This window comes from Campylobacter concisus, assembly GCF_003049065.1.
Taxonomy (GTDB): Bacteria; Campylobacterota; Campylobacteria; order Campylobacterales; family Campylobacteraceae; genus Campylobacter_A; species Campylobacter_A concisus_BE.
This window is the reverse complement of the sequence record NZ_PISC01000003.1, coordinates 60750-79947: the sequence shown is the minus strand read 5'-3', so window position 1 is coordinate 79947 and position 19198 is coordinate 60750. Positions and strand designations below refer to the sequence as shown.

Here is a 19198-nt window from a genome sequence, read left to right as displayed (position 1 = left end):
TTAATCCTTTGAAATTTCTAAAAACTCATCTACTAGTTTTTTGACCTCGTTTATGCCGATCTGCCAGAAATTTTTATCATCTATGTCAAAGCCAAATTTACCCACAAGCTCCCTTGGACTAAGGCTCCCACCAAGGCTCAAAAACTCGGTGTAAATTTCGACAAAATTTTTGCATTTGCCGCTTTTATAAAGCCCAAAAAGTGCAAGCACAAGAAGCTGCGCGTAAGAGTAGGCGTAGCAGTAAAAAGGTGTGTGGATGAAATGTGGGATGTAACTCCACCAAATTTTGTAGTAGTCATTTAGCGTGACACTTTTGCCAAACATCTTTTTGCTCTCTTTTAGCCAAATTTTATTTAGCTCATCTAGGCTGATCTCGCCCTCATGTGCGTGCACAGCCCTTTCAAAGGTGGTGAAATTTATCTGGCGGTAAAGCGTGGCAAATATATCCTCTATCTTGCCAGCAAGCAGTGAAATTTTCTCTTTTTTGCTAAGGCCGTCTTTTACGTGGTCAAAAACTAGCATCTCGCAAAAGACCGAAGCCGTCTCAGCCGTGGTTAGTGGAGTGTCTGAGTTTAGGTAGCTTACACTATATGAGAGCTTTTGATGCACAGCGTGGCCAAGCTCGTGAGCTAGCGTAAAAAGGTCTCTTCGCTGGTTTGTGTGATTTAGCAAAACATAAGGGTGCGTGTCGCTTGATCCTGAGTGAGAAAATGCGCCACCTCGCTTGTTTGGCGCTGGATAAACGTCGATCCAGCCGTCACTAAAAGCGCTTTTAGCTATATCGCCAAATTTAGGTGAAAATGTCCCAAACGCCTTTAAAACTATCTTTTTACACTCATCAAATTTATACTCCCCCTCGCTGCTAAGAGGCGCGTATCTATCGTAGTCATAAAGCTTTTTAAGGCCTAAAATTTCTCTTTTTCGCTCGTAAAATTTAGCAACTAGGTCAAAATTTTTCTCAGTTACAGCAATTAGCGAATCAACGCTTTTTTTACTGATTTGATTTTCAAGGTGTCTTGGCTCTTCAGGAAGCTTGAAATTTCGCAGCTCGCAGCTCGTTTTTAGATCAGTTTTTATCATATTATATATGTAGCCAAGGAGGTGCTGGTGCTTGCTAAGCTCGTTTGAAAGGCTTTTGGCGGCCAGTTTTCGCACGCTTTGGTCGCTCTCGTGAAGCTTGGCTAAAATCTCTTCTTCGTTTAAAAGCTCGCCTTTAAATTTAAACCTCATCTTGCTCATGCTCTCATCAAAAAGCCTTGAAAAGCCCTCAGCCCCGGTGCTTGCAGTGCGAAGCAGCACCCTTTCTTCTGCAACGCTTAGTTGATGTGGTTTTGCTTTGGCTAGGTTGCTTAGATAGTAGCCATATTTTTTGGAGCTTTTTATGATCTCTTCTTGTTTTTTAGGGGCAAATTCATTAAATTTGATCTCAAAAAATATCAAATTTTCATTTGCTTTTGTCGCTATCTCATCGATCTTTGCGTAAAATGCGCCCTTGCTTGTGTCTTTGGCAAAATTTAAAAAAGCGTAAGTCATTACTTTTGAAATTTTAGCTATCAAGCTTTCATATTCGCCAAATGCCTTTAAAAACTCGTCTGTTTTTAATTTTTCATAAATTTCAAGGTATTTATCTTTAAATTTTTCGCACTCTTTTTGTAAATTTAGTGCGTTTTGCTCGCACTCTTTTTCGTTTGCAAAAAGTGCTTTTAGATCCCAAATTTGCATTATCGTCCTTTAAGTTTTTGGGACATTTTACAAAAAAATGGATAAAAGTAAAATTTCAGCCAAAATTTAGCTGAAATTTTATGAAGGTTAGTTTGAAGTCTCTGAGGCTACGGCTGTAAAAAGCACATCTGATGAGCTATTTAGCGCAGTTTCAACCGAGTCTTGGATAACGCCTATCGTAAAGCCAACTGTGACAAACTGCATAGCGATATCGTTGCCGATGCCAAAAAGTCCGCACGCTAATGGCACTAGAAGAAGCGATCCTCCAGCCACGCCAGATGCACCGCACGCACCAAGGGCTGAGACGAAGCAAAGAAGAAGCGCATCGCCAAATGTAACTGTGATAGATGGGATAGAATTTACCGCAGTAAGCGCTAGGATGCTAATGGTAACTGCTGCACCGCCCATGTTTATGGTGGCTCCTAGTGGGATAGAGATCGAGTAGAGCTCCTCTTTTAGTCCAAGCTTTTTGCAAAGCGCCATATTTACAGGGATGTTTGCAGCTGAGCTTCTTGTAAAAAACGCTGAGATCGCGCTCTCTTTTAAACAGATCATCACAAGTGGATAAGGATTTTTCCTAGTTAGTGCAAAAACCATCGCTGGATAGACGATAAATGCCACCACAAGCATCGCTCCAACAAGAACTAAGATCAGTTTTAGATATCCTGCAAGTGCCTCAAATCCAGTGTCATGAATGCTGATAGCAACCATACCAAAGATACCAAACGGAGCAAGTCTAATGATAAATTTAACGATATGAGTTACGCCGTCGCTTATATCTTTAAATACCTTTTTGGTCTCAGGTGTAGCATATCTCATAGCGATACCACCACCAATCGCCCAAGTGATGATGCCTATATAGTTGCCGTTTGCTAGGGCGGTTATCGGATTTTCTACCATTTTATAGATAAGATCTTTTAGCACGTTTGTGATGCCTTGAGGTGCTGACATATCTGCACTTTCCAGACCTTTTAGCGGTATCTCGATAGGAAATAAAAAGCTAGCAATAACCGCCACAACAGCTGCTAAAAAGGTGCCAACAAGGTAGAGTGTGATGATCTTTTGCATGCCTTTTGTGTGGCCAAAATCTTTTAAAATGATAGAGGTTGCAACTAAAACAAATACAAGAATAGGTGCGATCGCTTTTAGAGCGCCTTTAAACAAATCTCCTAAAACTGAGGCTGAAGCAGCGATAGAATCAGCCGAACTAGCCTTTTCTTTGGCTTCATCAAGCTGTTTTGCTTCATCTTGGCTAAGGCGAGTTTTTATGACTTCATCTACGCTTAAGCCACTCTCTTTTTGGATGGTTTGAATTTTAGCTGAGATTTGGTTGTAAGGGGCTGCCTGATAGTGTGTGTAAAAGCCAACTAGGGCACCTAGGATGATACCAACTAAAATTTGAACGATCAAATTTCCATCGGCGTATCTTCTTGCAATGTTTTTAAACATATTCATTTGACACCTTAATAAATTAGTTTTTTGTTGATTTTAGCTAAATGATTTTTAAATATAAAGAAATTTAAAAAGATTAATTGGCTTTTTATATAGATTTGTTACAATTGCACGAAAATTTAACCAAGGAAAAGGACGAAAATGTATCTATTTACTTCTGAAGTTGTAAGTCCAGGTCACCCAGACAAATGCGCTGATATCATCGCTGATAGCATTGTTGATACTATCTTAACGCAAGATCCAAATGGACGCGTCGCAAGCGAAGTTTTTGTAGCTGGAAAAAATATAATAATAGGCGGAGAGATAAACTCAAAAGTAAAACTCTCTTATAAAGACTACGAAAAGATCGTAAAAGACGCTCTTGCGCATATCGGATATGACGGAAAGAGCAACTTTACAAAAGAGCAGTGCTTGCACCCAGATGATATCGAGGTAAAAGTTTGCTTAAATCAACAAAGTCCAGATATAAATCAAGGCGTTGATCAAAGTGACGGCGAGATTGGAGCAGGTGATCAAGGCATCATGTTTGGCTTTGCAAGTTGCGAAGCGAAAGAATTTATGCCAGCAGCTATAACTTACGCAAGAATGCTTTGTGAAAAAGTCTATAAATTTGCCAAAGCAAACCCTGATAAACTTGGTGTTGATATAAAAACTCAAGTTACGATTGATTACGGCAGTAAAGACAACTTTGAAAACTGCAAACCTCAAAGTATCCACACTATCGTCGTATCTGCTCCTTGCGTGGAGAGCATGAAGATAGAAGAGCTTCGCGCACTAATACAAAATTTAATAGACGAAACTGGCCTTCCAAAAGAGCTATATAATAAAGAAAAAACGATCATTTACATAAATCCAACAGGCAGATATGTAAATCATAGCTCACTTCACGATAGCGGCCTAACAGGTAGAAAACTAATCGTCGATAGCTTTGGCGGATATAGCCCAATAGGTGGTGGCGCTCAGTCAAGCAAGGACTACACAAAGGTTGATCGCAGCGGACTTTACGCAGCGCGCTGGATAGCTAAAAACATAGTCGCAGCTGGCCTTGCTAAAAAATGCATCGTCCAGATAAGCTATGCAATAGGCGTTGCTAAGCCAACTTCAGTTAGTGTTGATACTATGGGAACTCACGCAAACGGCGTAAATGACGATATGCTTTCAAATTTTGTAAGCGAGCATTTTTCTCTAACACCTCGCTGGATAACAAATAAATTTGGTCTTGATAAACCAAGCAAAGAGACATTTTTATATGCAAAAGTAGCTGCAAAAGGCCAAGTGGGAAATGCAAAATACCCTTGGGAAAAGCTTGATGCAGTCGATACTTTCAAGGCTTTACTAAAAAAATAATCAAAAAAGTGGCTTTATCTAAAAGCCACTTTAAATCTCCCTTTTAAAACTCATCCCAAAACGCTTTTTTTGGCTTTATTATCTCACTTTTTGAGCCATTTACGCTGTGATAGACCGCTTTATTATACTTTGTAGCAAGGTGTTTTATAAGCAACCTTTGAAGCACAGGTTCGCTACTTGGTACAAACCAGCCGTTGTTTGTGATAGCCACGACCACGTCAAATTCGCCCTTATAAAGCTCCTCTCTTGTCGCTTCATAGCAGATAGCATTTCTGATTTTAACTTCATCTATCTCATAGTCACTAAAATTTTCAGCTTTTTTAAAGTCGCTAGCTCCGCCAAAAAATAGCTTATTTACCGCATCTTGCATAAATTTTGGCAGAGGAATTTCTTCTCCAAATGGCACTAAAAATTTCTTATCCATTCGTCTAAGAGTGCCATTTTGAAACAAAAATGCAGAGTTATAAATTTGCTTATTTTCATAGGCAAGCGCGCCAGCTACGATAGTTATCTGTTTTGAAAGCTCTTTTAGCTCATCAACAAGCAGCGGCTCATTTGTCATAAATAATGGAAACGCACTCTCTGGAAGCACGATGAGACGTTTTTGCTCGGCGATAGCGCTATTTATCATGTCTAAATTTTCATTTGTAAATTCCATGCGCAAGCTTTTATCCCAGCGCACCCTTTGAGCGACATTAGTATTTGTTAGCTCCACCTCAAATGGTAGAGTCTTTGCCTCGTTACTTTTAAACTGCAAAGCAGCGATCAGACAGATAAAAGCTAGGATAAATTTTAAAATTTTACCTTTTAAACTCAAAGAAATGGCTGCTAAAAATATAAATATAAGCCCTCTAGTATTTGGCTCAAAAGCGCCTAAAACAAGCGTTGCCTCAAGGTTAAACCAGTTAAAGCCAAATGGGTGCACGTAGCTTATTAAAAATAACAAAACGGCTCTTAGTGCCACAAAGCTTGGAAAAGAGGCTATCCAAAACATAAGTCCATAAACAAGGGCTACAAAGAGGATGACAAATGGGATAAGCCAGACTAATTCGTAGTAAATGAAGCTAAAGCCGATCCAGTAAAACCACAAAATCCCAGTGAAAAATCCAGCCGCGAAAAATCCAGCTCTGCTTAAATTTATTATGACGAAAATTCCAGCTAGCGTGAGAAAAGGTGAGATGAAATTTAAAATTTGATTTTCAGCCATGGCTAAAAAAATGAAATTAGAAAGCAAAAAAGCACCGACAAAGGCTTTTATTATAATTTTAGTGCTAAAATGTCCGTTTAAAAATCTTACAAATAAGGAAATCCATGCAAAACGCTGATTTTTTAACATCATTACTACCTCTTGTTGTGCTTTTCGCCATATTTTACTTTTTGGTTATCAGACCTCAACAAAAACAACAAAAAGCCCACGCAGCAATGCTTGCAGCTCTTGACAAAGGCGATAAGATAGTAACTAATGGCGGACTTATATGCGAAGTGATTAAAGCCGAAAATGATTTTATCAAAGTTAAACTTAACGATGATGTAATCGTTCGTATAGCACGCGAGTTTGTAGCTAAAAAGATCGAAGATAAATAATGCGTAACGCAAGAGTTACATATAGGCTGATTATATTAATATTAGCCTTGGTTTTTGGTTTTGGCTTTTCGGTGCCATCTTTCTTTCAGACCCAAAGCGGAGCTAAAATTTCGCTAGGACTTGACCTTCAAGGCGGTCTTCATATGCTTCTTGGTGTTGAAACTAACGAAGCTATCCACTCTAAGATCAAGTCAATCGCTGGAAGCATAAATTATTATGCCAAAAAAGAAGATGTGCTCATTGATAAATTTAAGATAAAAGAAGATAGTGTTGATTTTGCGCTACTTGATAGTGACGAGGCTCCAAAGGTTGATAAGGCTTTGGCTGAGATAAAAGGGCTTGATATCAAAAAAGATGGTCTAAACTATCATATCACTCTTACAGAGCAAGAGAGACTTGATACGATCGAGTACGCTATCTCACAAGCTGTTGAGACCATTAGAAACAGGCTTGATCAGTTTGGTCTAGCTGAGCCAACAGTCGCTAGACAAGGCAAAGATAATATCCTAGTCGAGCTTCCTGGCATAAAGACTGAAGAAGACGAGCAAAGAGCGAGAGATCTTATCGCAAAGGCTGCTCACTTGCAGCTTATGGCAGTTGATGATAAAAGACAAGATCAGGCTAATACCATGAGTGAGGCCGAGGCTGAAAGCTATGGTGACGTGATCTTTAAAGATGCTAAAAATGACCGCGTAAAATACGTCGTTAAAAATATCCCTGTACTTGATGGCTCGATGCTAACTGACGCAAAGGTCGCATTTTCTCAGCAAAATAACCTACCGATCATAAATTTCACACTAAATTCAGAAGGTGCTAGAATTTTTGGTGATTTTACTGGTGCAAATGTTGGTAAAAGGCTTGCTATCGTGCTTGATGGTAAGGTCTATTCAGCTCCAGTTATAAATGAAAGAATAGGTGGCGGCAGCGGTCAGATCAGCGGTGGCTTTACACTTGACGAGGCTCACGACGTAGCGATCGCGCTTAGAAGTGGCGCACTTTTAGCACCTGTTAAGATGCTAGAAAAAAGAAGTGTCGGTCCATCTCTAGGCCAAGAGAGCATCAATCAAAGCATGGTAGCTCTTGCTGCTGGATCTATTTTAGTTGTGCTATTTATGCTAGTTTATTACGGGATTTCTGGAATTTTTGCAAATATCGCGCTAGTTGCAGACGTTGTTATATTAGTTGCTGTCATGGCGCTTTTTGGAGCGACGCTTACCTTGCCAGGCATGGCTGGTATCGTGCTAACTATCGGTATGGCGGTTGATGCAAATGTCATCATAAATGAGCGTATACGTGAGCTTTTGCGTGAAGGCGTGGCGATAAGAACGGCCGTGCAAAAGGGCTATGAGCACGCTATGAGTGCGATCATCGACTCAAACTTAACTACTATCATCACGGTTGCTGTGCTTTATGCTTATGGTACTGGCCCAGTTAAAGGCTTTGCTGTGACAATGGCCATAGGTATCATGGCTTCGATGCTAACAGCCATTTTAGGCACACATGGCATGTTTGATGCAGTCATGGATAAGATAGAAAAAAGCGGAAATACCAGACTTTGGTTTGGTTATAAAAGGAGCTAGGGATGCAAATTTTCACTAAGGCAAAAGTTTATGATTTTATGCGGTTTAGATTTGTGTCACTCGCACTTTCTATATTTTTATTTGTTGGTTCGATCTTTTTGCTTGCAACGAAGGGTCTAAACTACGGCATCGACTTCTCTGGTGGTACGCTTATCCAGCTAAAATACGATACCAAAGCGCCACTTGATAAAATTCGCGACGCTTTTGGCACAAATGAAGTGCTTAAAAACGCCTCTGTTACTGAGTTTGGAAGCGAAGATGAGGCTGTTATTAGATTTTCAGGATCAAGTTCAAATTTAACTGGTGACATCGGCACTGAGATAAAGCAAATTTTAAAAGATACTGGAAATTTTGAAGTAAGACGTGTTGATATCGTTGGTCCAAAGGTTGGTGACGAGCTTAGAGAAAAAGGTCTAATGGCTCTTGGAATTTCACTAATTGGCATATTGATCTATATCACATTTAGATTTGAATGGAGATTTGCACTAGCTGCGATCGCAACTGAAATTCACGATATAGTTATAACTGTTGGTGCTATTTCGCTATTTGATATCGATGTAAATTTAGACACTCTAGCGGCTGTATTAACAGTGCTTGGCTACTCGCTAAACGATACGATCATCATTTTTGACAGGATAAGAGAAGGCATAAAAGAGAGTAAGAGAACTGATATCGAGGGCGTTATCAACGAGTCAGTATCTGCTACGCTTTCAAGGACTATCCTAACTTCAGCCACTACGATGATGACTGTTGTTGTGTTATTTTTATTTGGTGGAGATATGATACATGGATTTTCATTTATCCTTATCGTTGGTATCGTTATAGGAACGATCAGCTCGATCTACATCTCATCACCATTTCTTATCTGGTTTAAATTTAGCATCGAGCATTTTAGAGCTAGAGAGGCTGAGAAGCAAAGGATCAAAAAAGAGCGTGATAAAGAGCGTGCTATGTTTGAAAAAGGCGTTGTGTAAGGAGGGATAATGAACTGGGGAAAAGTTATCTACATATTTTTTGCGCTGATGAGTCTTACGACTACGGCGGAGTTTTTATATGATAAAAACGAGATCGCCCTTTTTGTGGCGGCTAGTATAAATTTGGTTTCAACTTTACTTAAGATCGGAGTTAAAAATTTACTATCAGCTGAGCTTTTTGCTAGCTCGCTGGTTGCTGATTTGCACCTTATACCAGCTTTTGTTATTTTGCAAGTCTCTGAAAATGCAACGCTTAGCTATTCACTAGCTATTGGAGCGGTCATTGCAAATATATTTTCACTAGCCTTGGTATTAATAGAATCAAGCAAATCACAAGAAGAATTTTAGGAGAAAAAATGGCTGAGAAGAGAAAATATGAGCCTTTAAAGATAGAAAAAAAGTGGCAAGAAATTTGGGATAAAAATGAAGAATTTGAACCAAAAGATGATCTAAGCTTGCCAAAAAAATATATCCTAAGTATGTTTCCATATCCAAGCGGACGCATACATATGGGGCATGTGAGAAACTACTCTATCGGCGATGCGCTGGCTAGATCATATAGAAAAAGCGGCTACAACGTGCTTCATCCTATCGGCTTTGATAGCTTTGGTATGCCAGCTGAAAACGCAGCCATAAAACATAAAATTCACCCTAAAATTTGGACTTACGAAAACATCGACTATATGAAAAAGGAGCTTGCAAGCCTTGGCTTTTCATTCTCTAAAAAGAGAATTTTAGCTACATCTGACCCGCTTTACACAAAGTGGGAGCAAAGCTTTTTTATAAAGATGTTTGAAAAAGGGCTTGTTTATAGAAAAAATGCCATCGTAAACTGGTGCGAGTACGATCAAACCGTGCTTGCAAACGAGCAGGTTGAAGACGGCAAATGCTGGAGATGCGGTAATGATGTTGTGCAAAAAGAGCTTCCAGGATACTACTTCAACATCACAAAATACGCTAGCGAGCTACTTGAAGATCTAAAACTTCTTGAGGGCAAATGGCCAAATCAAGTCATCACAATGCAAGAAAACTGGATCGGTAGAAGCTATGGCTTGGAGTTTAAATTTAGCCTTGATGAGGCTTCAAAAGAGACTTTAGGTGGTAAATTTGATGGTTTTGAGGTATTTACAACAAGACCTGATACGATTTATGGCGTTAGCTATACAGCCCTTGCGCCAGAGCATCCTATCGTTAAAGCGCTTCTTGAAAGTGATAAATTTGATGAAAGCAAGAAGGCAAAGATAAAAGCAATACTTAATCAAAGCCCAAGAGAGCGTCAGGCAAGCGATAAAGACGGAGAATTTTTAGGAATTTACGTCGTTCATCCACTCACAAATGAAAAGATCCCAGTTTGGGTTGCAAATTTCATCCTAGCTGACTACGGTAGTGGCGCTATCATGGCTGTTCCTGCTCACGATCAAAGAGACTTCGAGTTTGCAAGTAAATTTAATCTACCTATAAAACCAGTCGTAAAACCACTTGAGGGTGAGAGTGACGGCTCTAAAGCGTACTCAGAATACGGAGTTGCTATAAATTCTGAGCTTATAAACGGCCTTAGCTCAGAGGATGCCAAAAGCTTTATAATAGAGAAATTTGAAAAAGATAGCCTTGGTAAAAGGATCACAAACTACAAACTAAGAGACTGGGGAATCTCCCGCCAAAGATACTGGGGTGCGCCAATACCTGTCGTGCACTGCAAATGCTGCGGCGTAGTGCCAGAAAAAGAGGAAAATTTACCTATCGCACTGCCTGAAGATGTCGAGATTACAGGCGAGGGCAATCCACTTGATAAACATCCAACTTGGAAATTTACAAAGTGTCCAAAATGCGGCCAAGACGCGATCAGAGAGACTGATACGATGGATACATTCGTAGAGAGTAGCTGGTATTTTGCTAGATTTGCAAGCGATGAGAAGAGTTGGGAGCAAAAAGCACTTGATGAAAAGAGTGTGAATTATTGGATGAATGTAGATCAGTACATCGGCGGTATCGAGCATGCGATCTTGCACCTTTTATACGCTAGATTTTTCCAAAAGGTCTTAAGAGATCTTGGCTATCTAAGAGACGATGAGCCATTTGAAAATCTGCTAACTCAAGGCATGGTCTTAAAAGATGGCAAAAAGATGAGTAAAAGCAAGGGCAACGTCGTGGATCCTGATGATATCATAAATAGATACGGCGCCGATACGGCAAGGCTATTTATCCTTTTTGCTGCTCCTCCTCAAAAAGAGCTCGAGTGGAACGACAGCGCAGTTGAGGGTGCATTTAGGTTTTTAAATAGGCTTTGGGAGAAGGCGCAAACTATCAAAAAGATAGATAAACTACCTGAGATAGATCACGAAAGCTTAAATAAAGATGAGAAATTTGCAAGGCTTAAAATTTATGAAGCGCTTAAAAAATCAACAGAGGTTTTTGGCGATACATTTGCTTTTAATACTTTAATCGCTGCTTGTATGGAGGCACTAAACGCTATAAATGCGCAGGATAATGAGAACGTAAATGCTGAGGGCTTTTTTATCATTTTAAATTTACTAGAACCCATCGTGCCACATATCGCAAACGAGCTTAGCGAAGAGCTTTTTGGCAGAAAAAATTTCACAAAGATAGCTGTGAAAGAAGAGGTCTTTGTAAAAGATAGTATCGCTCTTGCAGTTACAGTTAATGGCAAGAAAAGGGCTGAGTTTGAAGTAGCAGTAAGCGAGAGTGAGAGTGAAATTTTAAAACAAGCTAAGCAAAACGTGGCTAAGTGGCTTGAGGGCAAGGAAATTTTAAAAGAGATTTATATAAAAGGCAAATTAGTAAATTTTGTCATTAAAGGATAAATTTTGAGATATTTTTTAGCGTTTTTTATTGCGATATTTATATGTGGATGTGGCTATAAACCAGTTTCAAAGATCTCGCAGGATTTGGTTGGAGATAGAGTTTATGTTGATGTTATCATCAGCAAAGAAGAGCCAAAAAATAGTGTCTGGATAAAAGACGCCGTAAAAGAGGGTATGGTCGCAAGGCTAAATAAGAGTTTATCTAGCAAAGAGAGCGCTGATACTTCGATAATTGTCTCAGTGCAAAATTTAACCTATGAAGCGATAATCTATGATGAATACGGCTATATCACATCTTATAAAGCTCTTTTAACTCTAAACTATAAAACCAAATTTAAAGATGGTCGCGTCATAGATATACCTGCTACTGGCGAGTATGATTTTAGTGTGGCAAGACGTCAAAAGAGCGTAAGATACGCAGATAGTGTTATTAGTGATACTCAAAAATATGAAGCTATAAAAGAGGCCTCAAAAGAGGCGTTTGATGAGTACATCGCAAATTTAGCTGTAAAAGGATATAAAAATGGCAGCAGTAACCGTTAGTCAAATAGTCAAGGAGGCCTTGAGCGAGATAAAAGATCGCCATTTGATGCTAACGCCAGAAAATTACACCGAAGTTTATAATGAAATTTCTAAAAAATATGGCTTTACTACCGAAGAGAGCAAAAAGATAGAAAAATATATCTCAAGGCTTGGTGATGACTATAAAGCGCAAGCTATAAGTCTTCATATAAAAACGGTTGATGAGTTTGTAGCTTTTATGACCGCTAGGCTCTCTCATGGTGCTAAAAATGGCACAGCACAAGTGGTAGATGATAAAAAGTTAAAGTCACTAAACGCCTTTGCAAGAAGAATTCTCCAAGCCATCTCTATGCTTCACAACAAAGATGCAAAAGCTCTAGCAGAGCAGGGCATGCAGCTACTTGCTAGAAGGTATGATGAGAAAAATCTTGAAGAGATGTGCCTTAAATGGTTTGACTTTGTAAGCTCTTACGATACTGAATTTTTAGACTTTTTGAAATATTACGGCGTGAGAGACTTTGACGATCTAAAGACTATGAGCGCTGAGCTTGAGAAATTCTTATCTCAAAAAAATGAAAATGCAGAAGAAAATGCTCTAGTAGAGCTTTTAAATTTTGCGCTTGAGCCTTCTATCACAAAGGAGCTTGGCGAAGAGCTTAGCAGCATTAGAAGCGTTTTAAAGCAAAATCCACAAAGCCTAAATAGCAAAGAATTTCAAGATAAGATAAAGGGTTTTGTTGATCGCAGGATCGAAGAAGATAGAACTGAGATCATTGAAAAAGTTGGCTCATTAAACAACATCTTGCAAAGCATAGGCGAAAGGATCTCAGATATCGCAGCTAGCTCAAAAAGTAGCTCAGCTAAGGTGCAAAGCATCAAAAATGATCTTAAAAGTGTAAATTTAAATGCAAATAGCATCGATCATGTAAAGAGCATGCTTATCGAGATCGCAGGTGCCTTGGAGATCGAGAGTAAGGAGCTTGGCCTTGAGATGAACAGCAAGCAAGCGACTATTTCAGAGCTTCAAAATAGGGTTATTAGCCTAGAAAAAGAGCTTGAAGCTGCTAAGCTTGAGAGCAAAGAGGACTTTTTGACAAAAGTGGCTACAAAAAGAGCTTTGATGAGTGAAATTCAGCGCATCGAAGAGGCTTATAAACGTTACGGCACGGACTATTCTATCTGCTTTGTTGATATTGACTTCTTTAAAAAGATAAATGACACCTACGGACACGAGGCTGGCGACGTGATACTTTCAGCCGTGGCTCAGGTGCTTAAGAAAAATGCTAGAAAAGTTGATTTTGTCGGTAGATATGGTGGCGAGGAATTTGTCATTTTGCTACCAAGTACGAGCCTCAAAGATGGCGTGAGATTTGGCGAGAAGCTAAGAAGTATGATAGAAAATTTCAAATTTATATATAAAAATGAGCGCATTAAAGTTACCATTAGCTCTGGTGTGGCGACAAGAAGTGCAAATTTAAGCGATACGATGACACTTGAGGGCGCTGATAAGATGCTCTATCTTTCAAAAGAGGGCGGCAGAAACCAAGTAATGCCAAAGATAATAGAGGAAAAATGAGCCTAGCGAAATTTCTTGATGGCAAGCCACTTTACTACAAAGAGATCGACTATGGCAGGATCATAAGGGCTTATGATACGATCAAAGGACATCTAAAGCCTTTTAAGATAATCCACATCATCGGCACAAATGGCAAAGGTAGTACGGGCCGATTTTTAGCGCAAATTTTAAGCCAAAATGGCGCAAAAGTAGGCCACTATACGAGCCCACATATATTTAAATTTAACGAGCGATTTTGGCTAAATGGCGAGGTTGCTAGCGATGAAATTTTAGAGAGAGCTCATGAGCGTTTGCAAGCTCTTTTGAGTGATGAGTACAAGATAAAAACGAGCTATTTTGAGTATATGACGCTGCTTTCTGCGGTGCTTTTTGAGGGTTGCGACTACTTTGTCTGCGAGGCTGGCATGGGCGGCGTGCTGGATGCGACAAATGTCTTTGAAAAAGAGCTAAGTATCTTTACTCCGATCGGCTTTGATCACACGGCGATACTGGGAAATAGCATAGAAGAAATTTCACGCACGAAATTTGAAGCAATGGGCAAAAGAGCGGTTTTGAGTAACGATATGAACGAGACAAGTATCGCTATCGCAAAAGAGATCGCAAGCGAAAAAGGCGCAACTCTGAGCTTTCCAAGAGAAATTTTAACTAAAGAAAATTTAGACGAGATCGCAAACTACGCAGATAGACACAATCTACCAGAGTTTTTGTGCTCAAATTTAACTCTAGCCTACGCCGCGGCTAAAATTTTAGATAGCAGCATAGATATCAAAAAGCTTGGTGCCTTATCGCTTCGTGGCAGATGTGAAAAGATCGCTTCAAATTTATACGTTGATGTCGGTCACAACGAGCTTGGCGCAAAGGCTGTGGCTAAGAAATTTAGCCAAGAAGAGTTTGGCGGCAAAAAGCTAACGCTAGTTTATAACTCGTTTTTAGATAAAGATTTCAAGGCAGTTTTAGCAGCTCTAAAGCCAGTTGTCGAGGACGTGCTGCTTTATCACTACCACTGCGAGGGTAGGGAGCTTGGCGGAGAGCTCATAAACAAAGCGCTAAACGAGCTTAAAATTTCTCATAGAGAGTTTGAGCCAAGCGATATGAACGATATAAAAGAGGCAAAAAACGGCAAAATTTACCTAGCATTTGGCTCGTTTCACTTGGCCGAAGCCTTTTTAAAAGAGTACTATGCAAGCAAAGGTCTATGAGTATCTTTTAACACACGCCCCACAAATTCTCATCTGCGAAGATGATAAAGAGGCGGCACTCTGCGCTGATGCGGCCAGTTTTGCTGGCTTTAGCGCATTTAAACTACCTGATTTTAGAGCTAAAAAGGGCGATGATCTAAGAAGCTTTAACGAAGAGCTCTTTGAAATTTCATCCGTTCTTAGCAAATACTATAAATTTGATGGCAAAAAGATCATCGTAAGCCCATTTAGCACGCTTTTAAACCCACTTCCAACGCAAAAAAACTTAGAAAGCTCAACGATCAAGCTAAAAGATAATCTAAATTTAAGCGAATTTGCCGACTTGCTCATACGATTTGGCTACGAGTGCGTCGATATCGTTGAGAGCGTTGGTGAGTTTAGCATTCGCGGCGAAGTGATTGACATTTACGGCGTAAATATGGACGATCCTGTTAGAATTTTACTCTTTGGCGATGAGGTGGAGAGCATTAGAAATTATAACACCGCCACGCAAATTAGCAACAAAAATGAGCTAAGCGAAGTCGAAATCGTGCCGTTTATTGCGAATTTGAGCAAAGATGAGTTTGAAAAAGTTAGCCAAAAGATCGAGGATATGCAAAGCGACGCCCTTGTGAGTGACCTAAATTCACTTGGATTTTGGGCGATAGATAGCTTTAGCGACTACTTAAAAGAATTTGACTCAAAACTTGTTAAAAAGATCGATTTTGAAATTTATGATGTGGCTGAGGAGAAATTTAAGGGCATTGAAATTTTGCCTGAGCCAAAGGTCTATAAAGACCTAGAAGTTACTTTAAATTTTGACTTTTTTGAGCTAAATAATAGCAAAAGCATAACCGTTCTTTCAAGAAATGAAGGGCTTTTTAAGGGCTATGAGCTTGATGGCTTTGCAAATGTAAAGCTTGAAATTTCGCCCCTTGTAGTAAATTTAACCTCAAGCGACAAGATCGTAGTCTCTCTTAATAAATTTGAGAAAAAAAGGCGAGTTAAACGCTCAAGTCTCGTGGTCGATGAGCTAAAAGTAAATGACTACGTCGTGCATGAAGATTATGGTATAGGCCGGTTTTTGGGGCTTGAAAAGATCAAGGTTTTGGGTGCGACGAAAGAATTTGTGGTTATCGCCTACCAAAATGACGACAAGCTTCTTTTGCCAGTTGAGCATCTAAATTTAATAGATCGTTACATCGCGCAAAATGGCTCTATGGCGGTGCTTGATCGCTTAGGCAAGGCAAATTTTGCCAAGATAAAAGAGAAGGTTAGAGAAAAACTCTTTGCGATCGCTTCAAAGATCGTGGCGATGGCGGCAAAAAGAGAGCTAATCGCAGGCAAAATTTTACAAAAAGAGGATATCTCTTATCTAAATTTCGTCCAAGACGCTGGCTTTTCATACACGAGCGACCAACAAAAAGCGGTAAATGATATAAAAGATGAGCTAAAAAGCGGCAAGGTGATGGATAGGCTGCTTAGTGGCGACGTGGGCTTTGGCAAGACTGAAGTTGCGATGAATGCCATATTTACCTGCATAAAATCAGGCTTTAGCGCGTTTTTCTTCGTGCCAACGACGCTTCTTAGCTCGCAGCACTACAAGACGCTAAGTCAGAGATTTAGCAAATTTGGCATAAAGGTCTTTAGGCTGGACCGCTTCTCAAGTGCCAAAGAAAAATCAAGCTTGCAAAAAGCGCTAAAAGAAAATGAGCCCATAGTTTGCGTGGGTACGCATGCGCTTCTTGGTGTAAAGGCTGAAAATTTAGGGCTTATCGTGGTTGATGAGGAGCATAAATTTGGCGTTAAGCAAAAAGAGCAGCTAAAAGAAATTTCTCAGCACTCACACATCTTAAGCATGAGCGCCACGCCGATACCAAGAAGCCTAAATATGGCGCTTAGCAAGATAAAAACATATAGCATTTTAGTCACTCCGCCAAGCTCAAGGCTGGATGTGAGAACAAGCGTGAGAGAGTGGGACGAGAAGGTCGTCAAAGAGGCGATCATGCGTGAGCTAAGACGCGGCGGGCAGACCTTTTACATCCACAACCACATCGCAGACATCGAGCAGACGGCAAATGATCTAAGGAAAATTTTGCCAAAGCTTAGAATTTTGATACTTCACTCAAAGATAAATGCGAAAGTCGCTGAAGATGAGATGATGAAATTTGAGCGGGGCGAATACGACTTGCTGCTTTGCACCAGCATCGTTGAAAGCGGCATCCACCTGCCAAATGCAAACACCATAATCGTAGAAAATGCTAATAAATTTGGCATGGCTGACCTGCATCAGCTGCGTGGTCGCGTGGGTAGAAGTGACAAGCAGGCTTATTGCTACTTTTTGGTTGAAGATAAAGATGCCATTAGCAAAGATGCCCTAAAACGCCTCGTGGCACTTGAGGGCAACTCGTTTTTGGGCGCTGGCTCAGTGCTAGCATATCACGACCTTGAGATAAGAGGTGGTGGCAACATCATCGGCGAGGCGCAAAGCGGTCACATCGAGGCTATCGGCTACTCGCTATATCTAAAGATGCTAGAAGATGAGATAAATAAGCTTCTTAATCAAGACTCAGCAAAGCTTGACAAGATCGATCTAAAGCTTAGTGTGAGCGCCTTTTTAAATCAAGAATTTATAAGAGAAGATAGACTAAGACTTGAAATTTACAGGCGCCTTAGCAAGTGCAAAGAGGTGAGTGAAGTCTATGAGATACAAAGCGAGCTTGAGGATAGATTTGGCAAGATAGATACATTTACAAAGCAGTTTTTAGACCTTATCATCATCAAAATTTTAGCTCTAAAAGCTGGCATAAAGACGATCTCAAATAGCGAACAAAATATACTAATAACAAAAAATGATGACGAGAAGATCAGGCTAAAGTCACGTAGCAAGGACGATGACGATGTTTTGGCTGAAATTTTGGTCTATTTAAGAAAGGATAAGAAATGATAGATTGGGGTGTGAAATACGCAGCGATTTATAAGAGCACAAAAGGGATGTTAAAGCCAGTTGAGGATATCGATTTTGTCGATATCGACTCACTTTATGGACTTGAAAAACAAAAAGAAATTTTGCTAAAAAATACTAGAAATTTTATAGCCGGCGACGAGGCAAATCACGTGCTTCTTTGGGGCGAGAGAGGATGTGGCAAGTCAAGCCTTGTAAGGGCGGTTTTTACGCAGTTTTATAAGATGGGGCTTCGTATCATCGAGATCGGCTGCGAGGATCTAAAATATCTTGGCGACATCATCGATGAGATCAGAAAAAGCGAGTTTAAATTTATCATTTTTTGTGACGACCTAAGCTTTGAAAATGGCAGCAATGAGTACAAATTTCTAAAGCCTATCATGGACGGCTCTATCCAAAAGCCGCCTAAAAACGTGCTTTTATACGCCACTTCAAACCGCCGCCACCTAATAAGCGAGTTTAAAAGCGAAAATGAAAACTCAGAGCTAATAGACGGAGAAATCCACTATAGCGACGCAGCTCAGGAGAAAATTTCGCTTTCGGACCGCTTTGGTCTTTGGATCAGCTTTTATCAAGGCAACTACGACGAGTACCTAAAAATGGTTGATTTTTACTTTAAAGACTACACTGGCGACAAAGATGAGCTTCATACGCTTGCTAAAAATTTCGCTACCCTTAGAGCTAGCAGAAGTGGCAGGACGGCAAAGCAGTTTTATCTAACTTTTAAAGAAAATTTAAAATGAGATCAACTGATCTGTTTTTAGCCCTGCTAAATCACAAAAGTAGAAATTTTGACGAGCTAAAATGGCCAGGCGAGGGCACTTTCGAGGTCATTTTGGGCGCTATTTTGGTGCAAAATACCAACTGGAAAAACGTTGAAAAAGCGCTAGATAATCTAAAAAAAGCGAGCAAAGATAGCCTGCAAGGCATTTGCACGCTTGAAAACAGCGAGCTTGCCACGCTCATAAAGCCAAGTGGCTTTTACAACACAAAGGCAAAACGGCTAAAGACGCTTTGCCTAGCTATAAAAAATGAATTTGAGAGCTTTGATAATTTTAAAGAAAACGCTAGCCGTGAGTGGCTCATAAACGTAAAAGGCGTTGGCGCTGAGACTTGTGATGCGATACTTGCTTACGCTTGCGGCAAGCCTTACATGGTCGTTGATGCTTATGCGCTTAGGATAATGGCATATTTTGACTATATTTTTGAGAGCTACGACGAGGCGGCTGAGTGGTTTAGCTCGCTTGAGTATGATGAAATTTATAAATTTCTTGATAGTGATAAATTTGATGAGGTTGAGGTTTTGAAACTCTATCATGCGCTTATTTTGGAGTTTTGCAAAGAGAATTTCAAAGGCAAAATTTTAAGCCAAAGTGGACAAGAGGTGCTTGATAGCATTAAAAACTAAATTTTTATTTTAAATTTAGCGCAAATTAGGACTTTTTATGTTTTATTTTAAATTCTATGCTAAATTTA

15 protein-coding genes are annotated in these 19198 nt (G+C 39.8%); 12 read left to right on the top strand and 3 right to left on the bottom strand.

Going from position 1 to position 19198, the window contains the following annotated elements; genetic code table 11:
• Together CVS81_RS03520 and sstT are read right to left on the bottom strand one after the other, a co-directional pair.
• Positions 1 to 1722, bottom strand: a complete 1722-nt coding sequence (locus CVS81_RS03520) for a M3 family oligoendopeptidase (protein ID WP_107965108.1) — start codon at positions 1720 to 1722, stop codon at positions 1 to 3.
• Between the two features lie 87 nt (positions 1723 to 1809).
• A complete protein-coding gene (gene sstT / locus CVS81_RS03515) occupies positions 1810 to 3177 on the bottom strand; it encodes a serine/threonine transporter SstT (RefSeq protein WP_413784306.1) in 1368 nt (455 codons plus the stop codon).
• A gap of 138 nt (positions 3178 to 3315) precedes the next feature.
• Here sstT and metK point away from each other — a divergent pair, with 138 nt between their 5' ends.
• Entirely contained in the window at positions 3316 to 4521 is a 1206-nt protein-coding gene (metK, locus tag CVS81_RS03510; RefSeq protein ID WP_107965107.1) for a methionine adenosyltransferase, read from the top strand.
• A 43-nt stretch (positions 4522 to 4564) separates the two neighbouring features.
• Here metK and CVS81_RS03505 read toward each other — a convergent pair whose 3' ends face one another.
• On the bottom strand, positions 4565 to 5857 hold the full coding sequence (locus tag CVS81_RS03505) for an apolipoprotein N-acyltransferase (protein WP_199907144.1): 1293 nt from the start codon (positions 5855 to 5857) through the stop codon (positions 4565 to 4567).
• Between CVS81_RS03505 and yajC the strand changes: the two genes are divergently transcribed.
• From yajC to CVS81_RS03450, 11 genes are read left to right on the top strand one after another with little or no spacing between them, the layout of a single operon-like run.
• Positions 5833 to 6105, top strand: a complete 273-nt coding sequence (gene yajC / locus CVS81_RS03500) for a preprotein translocase subunit YajC (protein ID WP_002941849.1) — start codon at positions 5833 to 5835, stop codon at positions 6103 to 6105. The two genes, CVS81_RS03505 and yajC, sit on opposite strands and share 25 nt — an antisense overlap.
• Entirely contained in the window at positions 6105 to 7685 is a 1581-nt protein-coding gene (gene secD, locus CVS81_RS03495) for a protein translocase subunit SecD (protein WP_087582390.1), read from the top strand. Before yajC ends, secD begins: the two co-directional genes overlap by 1 nt.
• A gap of 2 nt (positions 7686 to 7687) precedes the next feature.
• A complete protein-coding gene (secF, locus tag CVS81_RS03490) occupies positions 7688 to 8659 on the top strand; it encodes a protein translocase subunit SecF (RefSeq protein WP_103650631.1) in 972 nt (323 codons plus the stop codon).
• 9 nt (positions 8660 to 8668) lie between these two features.
• Entirely contained in the window at positions 8669 to 9007 is a 339-nt protein-coding gene (locus CVS81_RS03485) for a DUF6394 family protein (RefSeq protein ID WP_002942000.1), read from the top strand.
• 8 nt (positions 9008 to 9015) lie between these two features.
• The gene (leuS, locus tag CVS81_RS03480) at positions 9016 to 11481 is read left to right on the top strand and encodes a leucine--tRNA ligase (RefSeq protein ID WP_107965105.1); all 2466 of its coding nucleotides are present in this window, start codon (positions 9016 to 9018) and stop codon (positions 11479 to 11481) included.
• Positions 11482 to 11484: 3 nt separating this feature from the next.
• Complete coding sequence (lptE, locus tag CVS81_RS03475; protein ID WP_012139967.1) at positions 11485 to 12024, top strand: LPS assembly lipoprotein LptE; 540 nt, start codon at positions 11485 to 11487, stop codon at positions 12022 to 12024.
• Positions 12005 to 13579: a GGDEF domain-containing protein gene (locus tag CVS81_RS03470; RefSeq protein ID WP_107965104.1), complete on the top strand. Its 1575-nt coding sequence runs from the start codon at positions 12005 to 12007 to the stop codon at positions 13577 to 13579. The genes lptE and CVS81_RS03470 overlap by 20 nt, the downstream gene beginning before the upstream one ends.
• On the top strand, positions 13576 to 14778 hold the full coding sequence (locus tag CVS81_RS03465) for a Mur ligase family protein (RefSeq protein WP_107965103.1): 1203 nt from the start codon (positions 13576 to 13578) through the stop codon (positions 14776 to 14778). The genes CVS81_RS03470 and CVS81_RS03465 overlap by 4 nt, the downstream gene beginning before the upstream one ends.
• On the top strand, positions 14759 to 17704 hold the full coding sequence (gene mfd, locus CVS81_RS03460; RefSeq protein WP_107965102.1) for a transcription-repair coupling factor: 2946 nt from the start codon (positions 14759 to 14761) through the stop codon (positions 17702 to 17704). Before CVS81_RS03465 ends, mfd begins: the two co-directional genes overlap by 20 nt.
• On the top strand, positions 17701 to 18465 hold the full coding sequence (locus CVS81_RS03455) for an ATP-binding protein (protein WP_107965101.1): 765 nt from the start codon (positions 17701 to 17703) through the stop codon (positions 18463 to 18465). Before mfd ends, CVS81_RS03455 begins: the two co-directional genes overlap by 4 nt.
• Positions 18462 to 19130: an endonuclease III domain-containing protein gene (locus tag CVS81_RS03450; protein WP_107965100.1), complete on the top strand. Its 669-nt coding sequence runs from the start codon at positions 18462 to 18464 to the stop codon at positions 19128 to 19130. The genes CVS81_RS03455 and CVS81_RS03450 overlap by 4 nt, the downstream gene beginning before the upstream one ends.
• Positions 19131 to 19198 lie beyond the last annotated feature (68 nt).

What these genes read in the sequence shown, in the direction of transcription:
- CVS81_RS03520 (WP_107965108.1), bottom strand. Translation starts at nt 1,722, where the DNA reads ATGCAAATTTGGGATCTAAAAGCACTTTTTGCAAACGAAAAAGAGTGC.
- CVS81_RS03450 (WP_107965100.1), top strand. Translation starts at nt 18,462, where the DNA reads ATGAGATCAACTGATCTGTTTTTAGCCCTGCTAAATCACAAAAGTAGA.
- secD (WP_087582390.1), top strand. Translation starts at nt 6,105, where the DNA reads ATGCGTAACGCAAGAGTTACATATAGGCTGATTATATTAATATTAGCC.
- sstT (WP_413784306.1), bottom strand. Translation starts at nt 3,177, where the DNA reads ATGAATATGTTTAAAAACATTGCAAGAAGATACGCCGATGGAAATTTG.
- yajC (WP_002941849.1), top strand. Translation starts at nt 5,833, where the DNA reads ATGCAAAACGCTGATTTTTTAACATCATTACTACCTCTTGTTGTGCTT.
- mfd (WP_107965102.1), top strand. Translation starts at nt 14,759, where the DNA reads ATGCAAGCAAAGGTCTATGAGTATCTTTTAACACACGCCCCACAAATT.
- CVS81_RS03465 (WP_107965103.1), top strand. Translation starts at nt 13,576, where the DNA reads ATGAGCCTAGCGAAATTTCTTGATGGCAAGCCACTTTACTACAAAGAG.
- leuS (WP_107965105.1), top strand. Translation starts at nt 9,016, where the DNA reads ATGGCTGAGAAGAGAAAATATGAGCCTTTAAAGATAGAAAAAAAGTGG.
- CVS81_RS03470 (WP_107965104.1), top strand. Translation starts at nt 12,005, where the DNA reads ATGGCAGCAGTAACCGTTAGTCAAATAGTCAAGGAGGCCTTGAGCGAG.
- CVS81_RS03455 (WP_107965101.1), top strand. Translation starts at nt 17,701, where the DNA reads ATGATAGATTGGGGTGTGAAATACGCAGCGATTTATAAGAGCACAAAA.
- metK (WP_107965107.1), top strand. Translation starts at nt 3,316, where the DNA reads ATGTATCTATTTACTTCTGAAGTTGTAAGTCCAGGTCACCCAGACAAA.
- CVS81_RS03485 (WP_002942000.1), top strand. Translation starts at nt 8,669, where the DNA reads ATGAACTGGGGAAAAGTTATCTACATATTTTTTGCGCTGATGAGTCTT.
- CVS81_RS03505 (WP_199907144.1), bottom strand. Translation starts at nt 5,857, where the DNA reads ATGTTAAAAAATCAGCGTTTTGCATGGATTTCCTTATTTGTAAGATTT.
- secF (WP_103650631.1), top strand. Translation starts at nt 7,688, where the DNA reads ATGCAAATTTTCACTAAGGCAAAAGTTTATGATTTTATGCGGTTTAGA.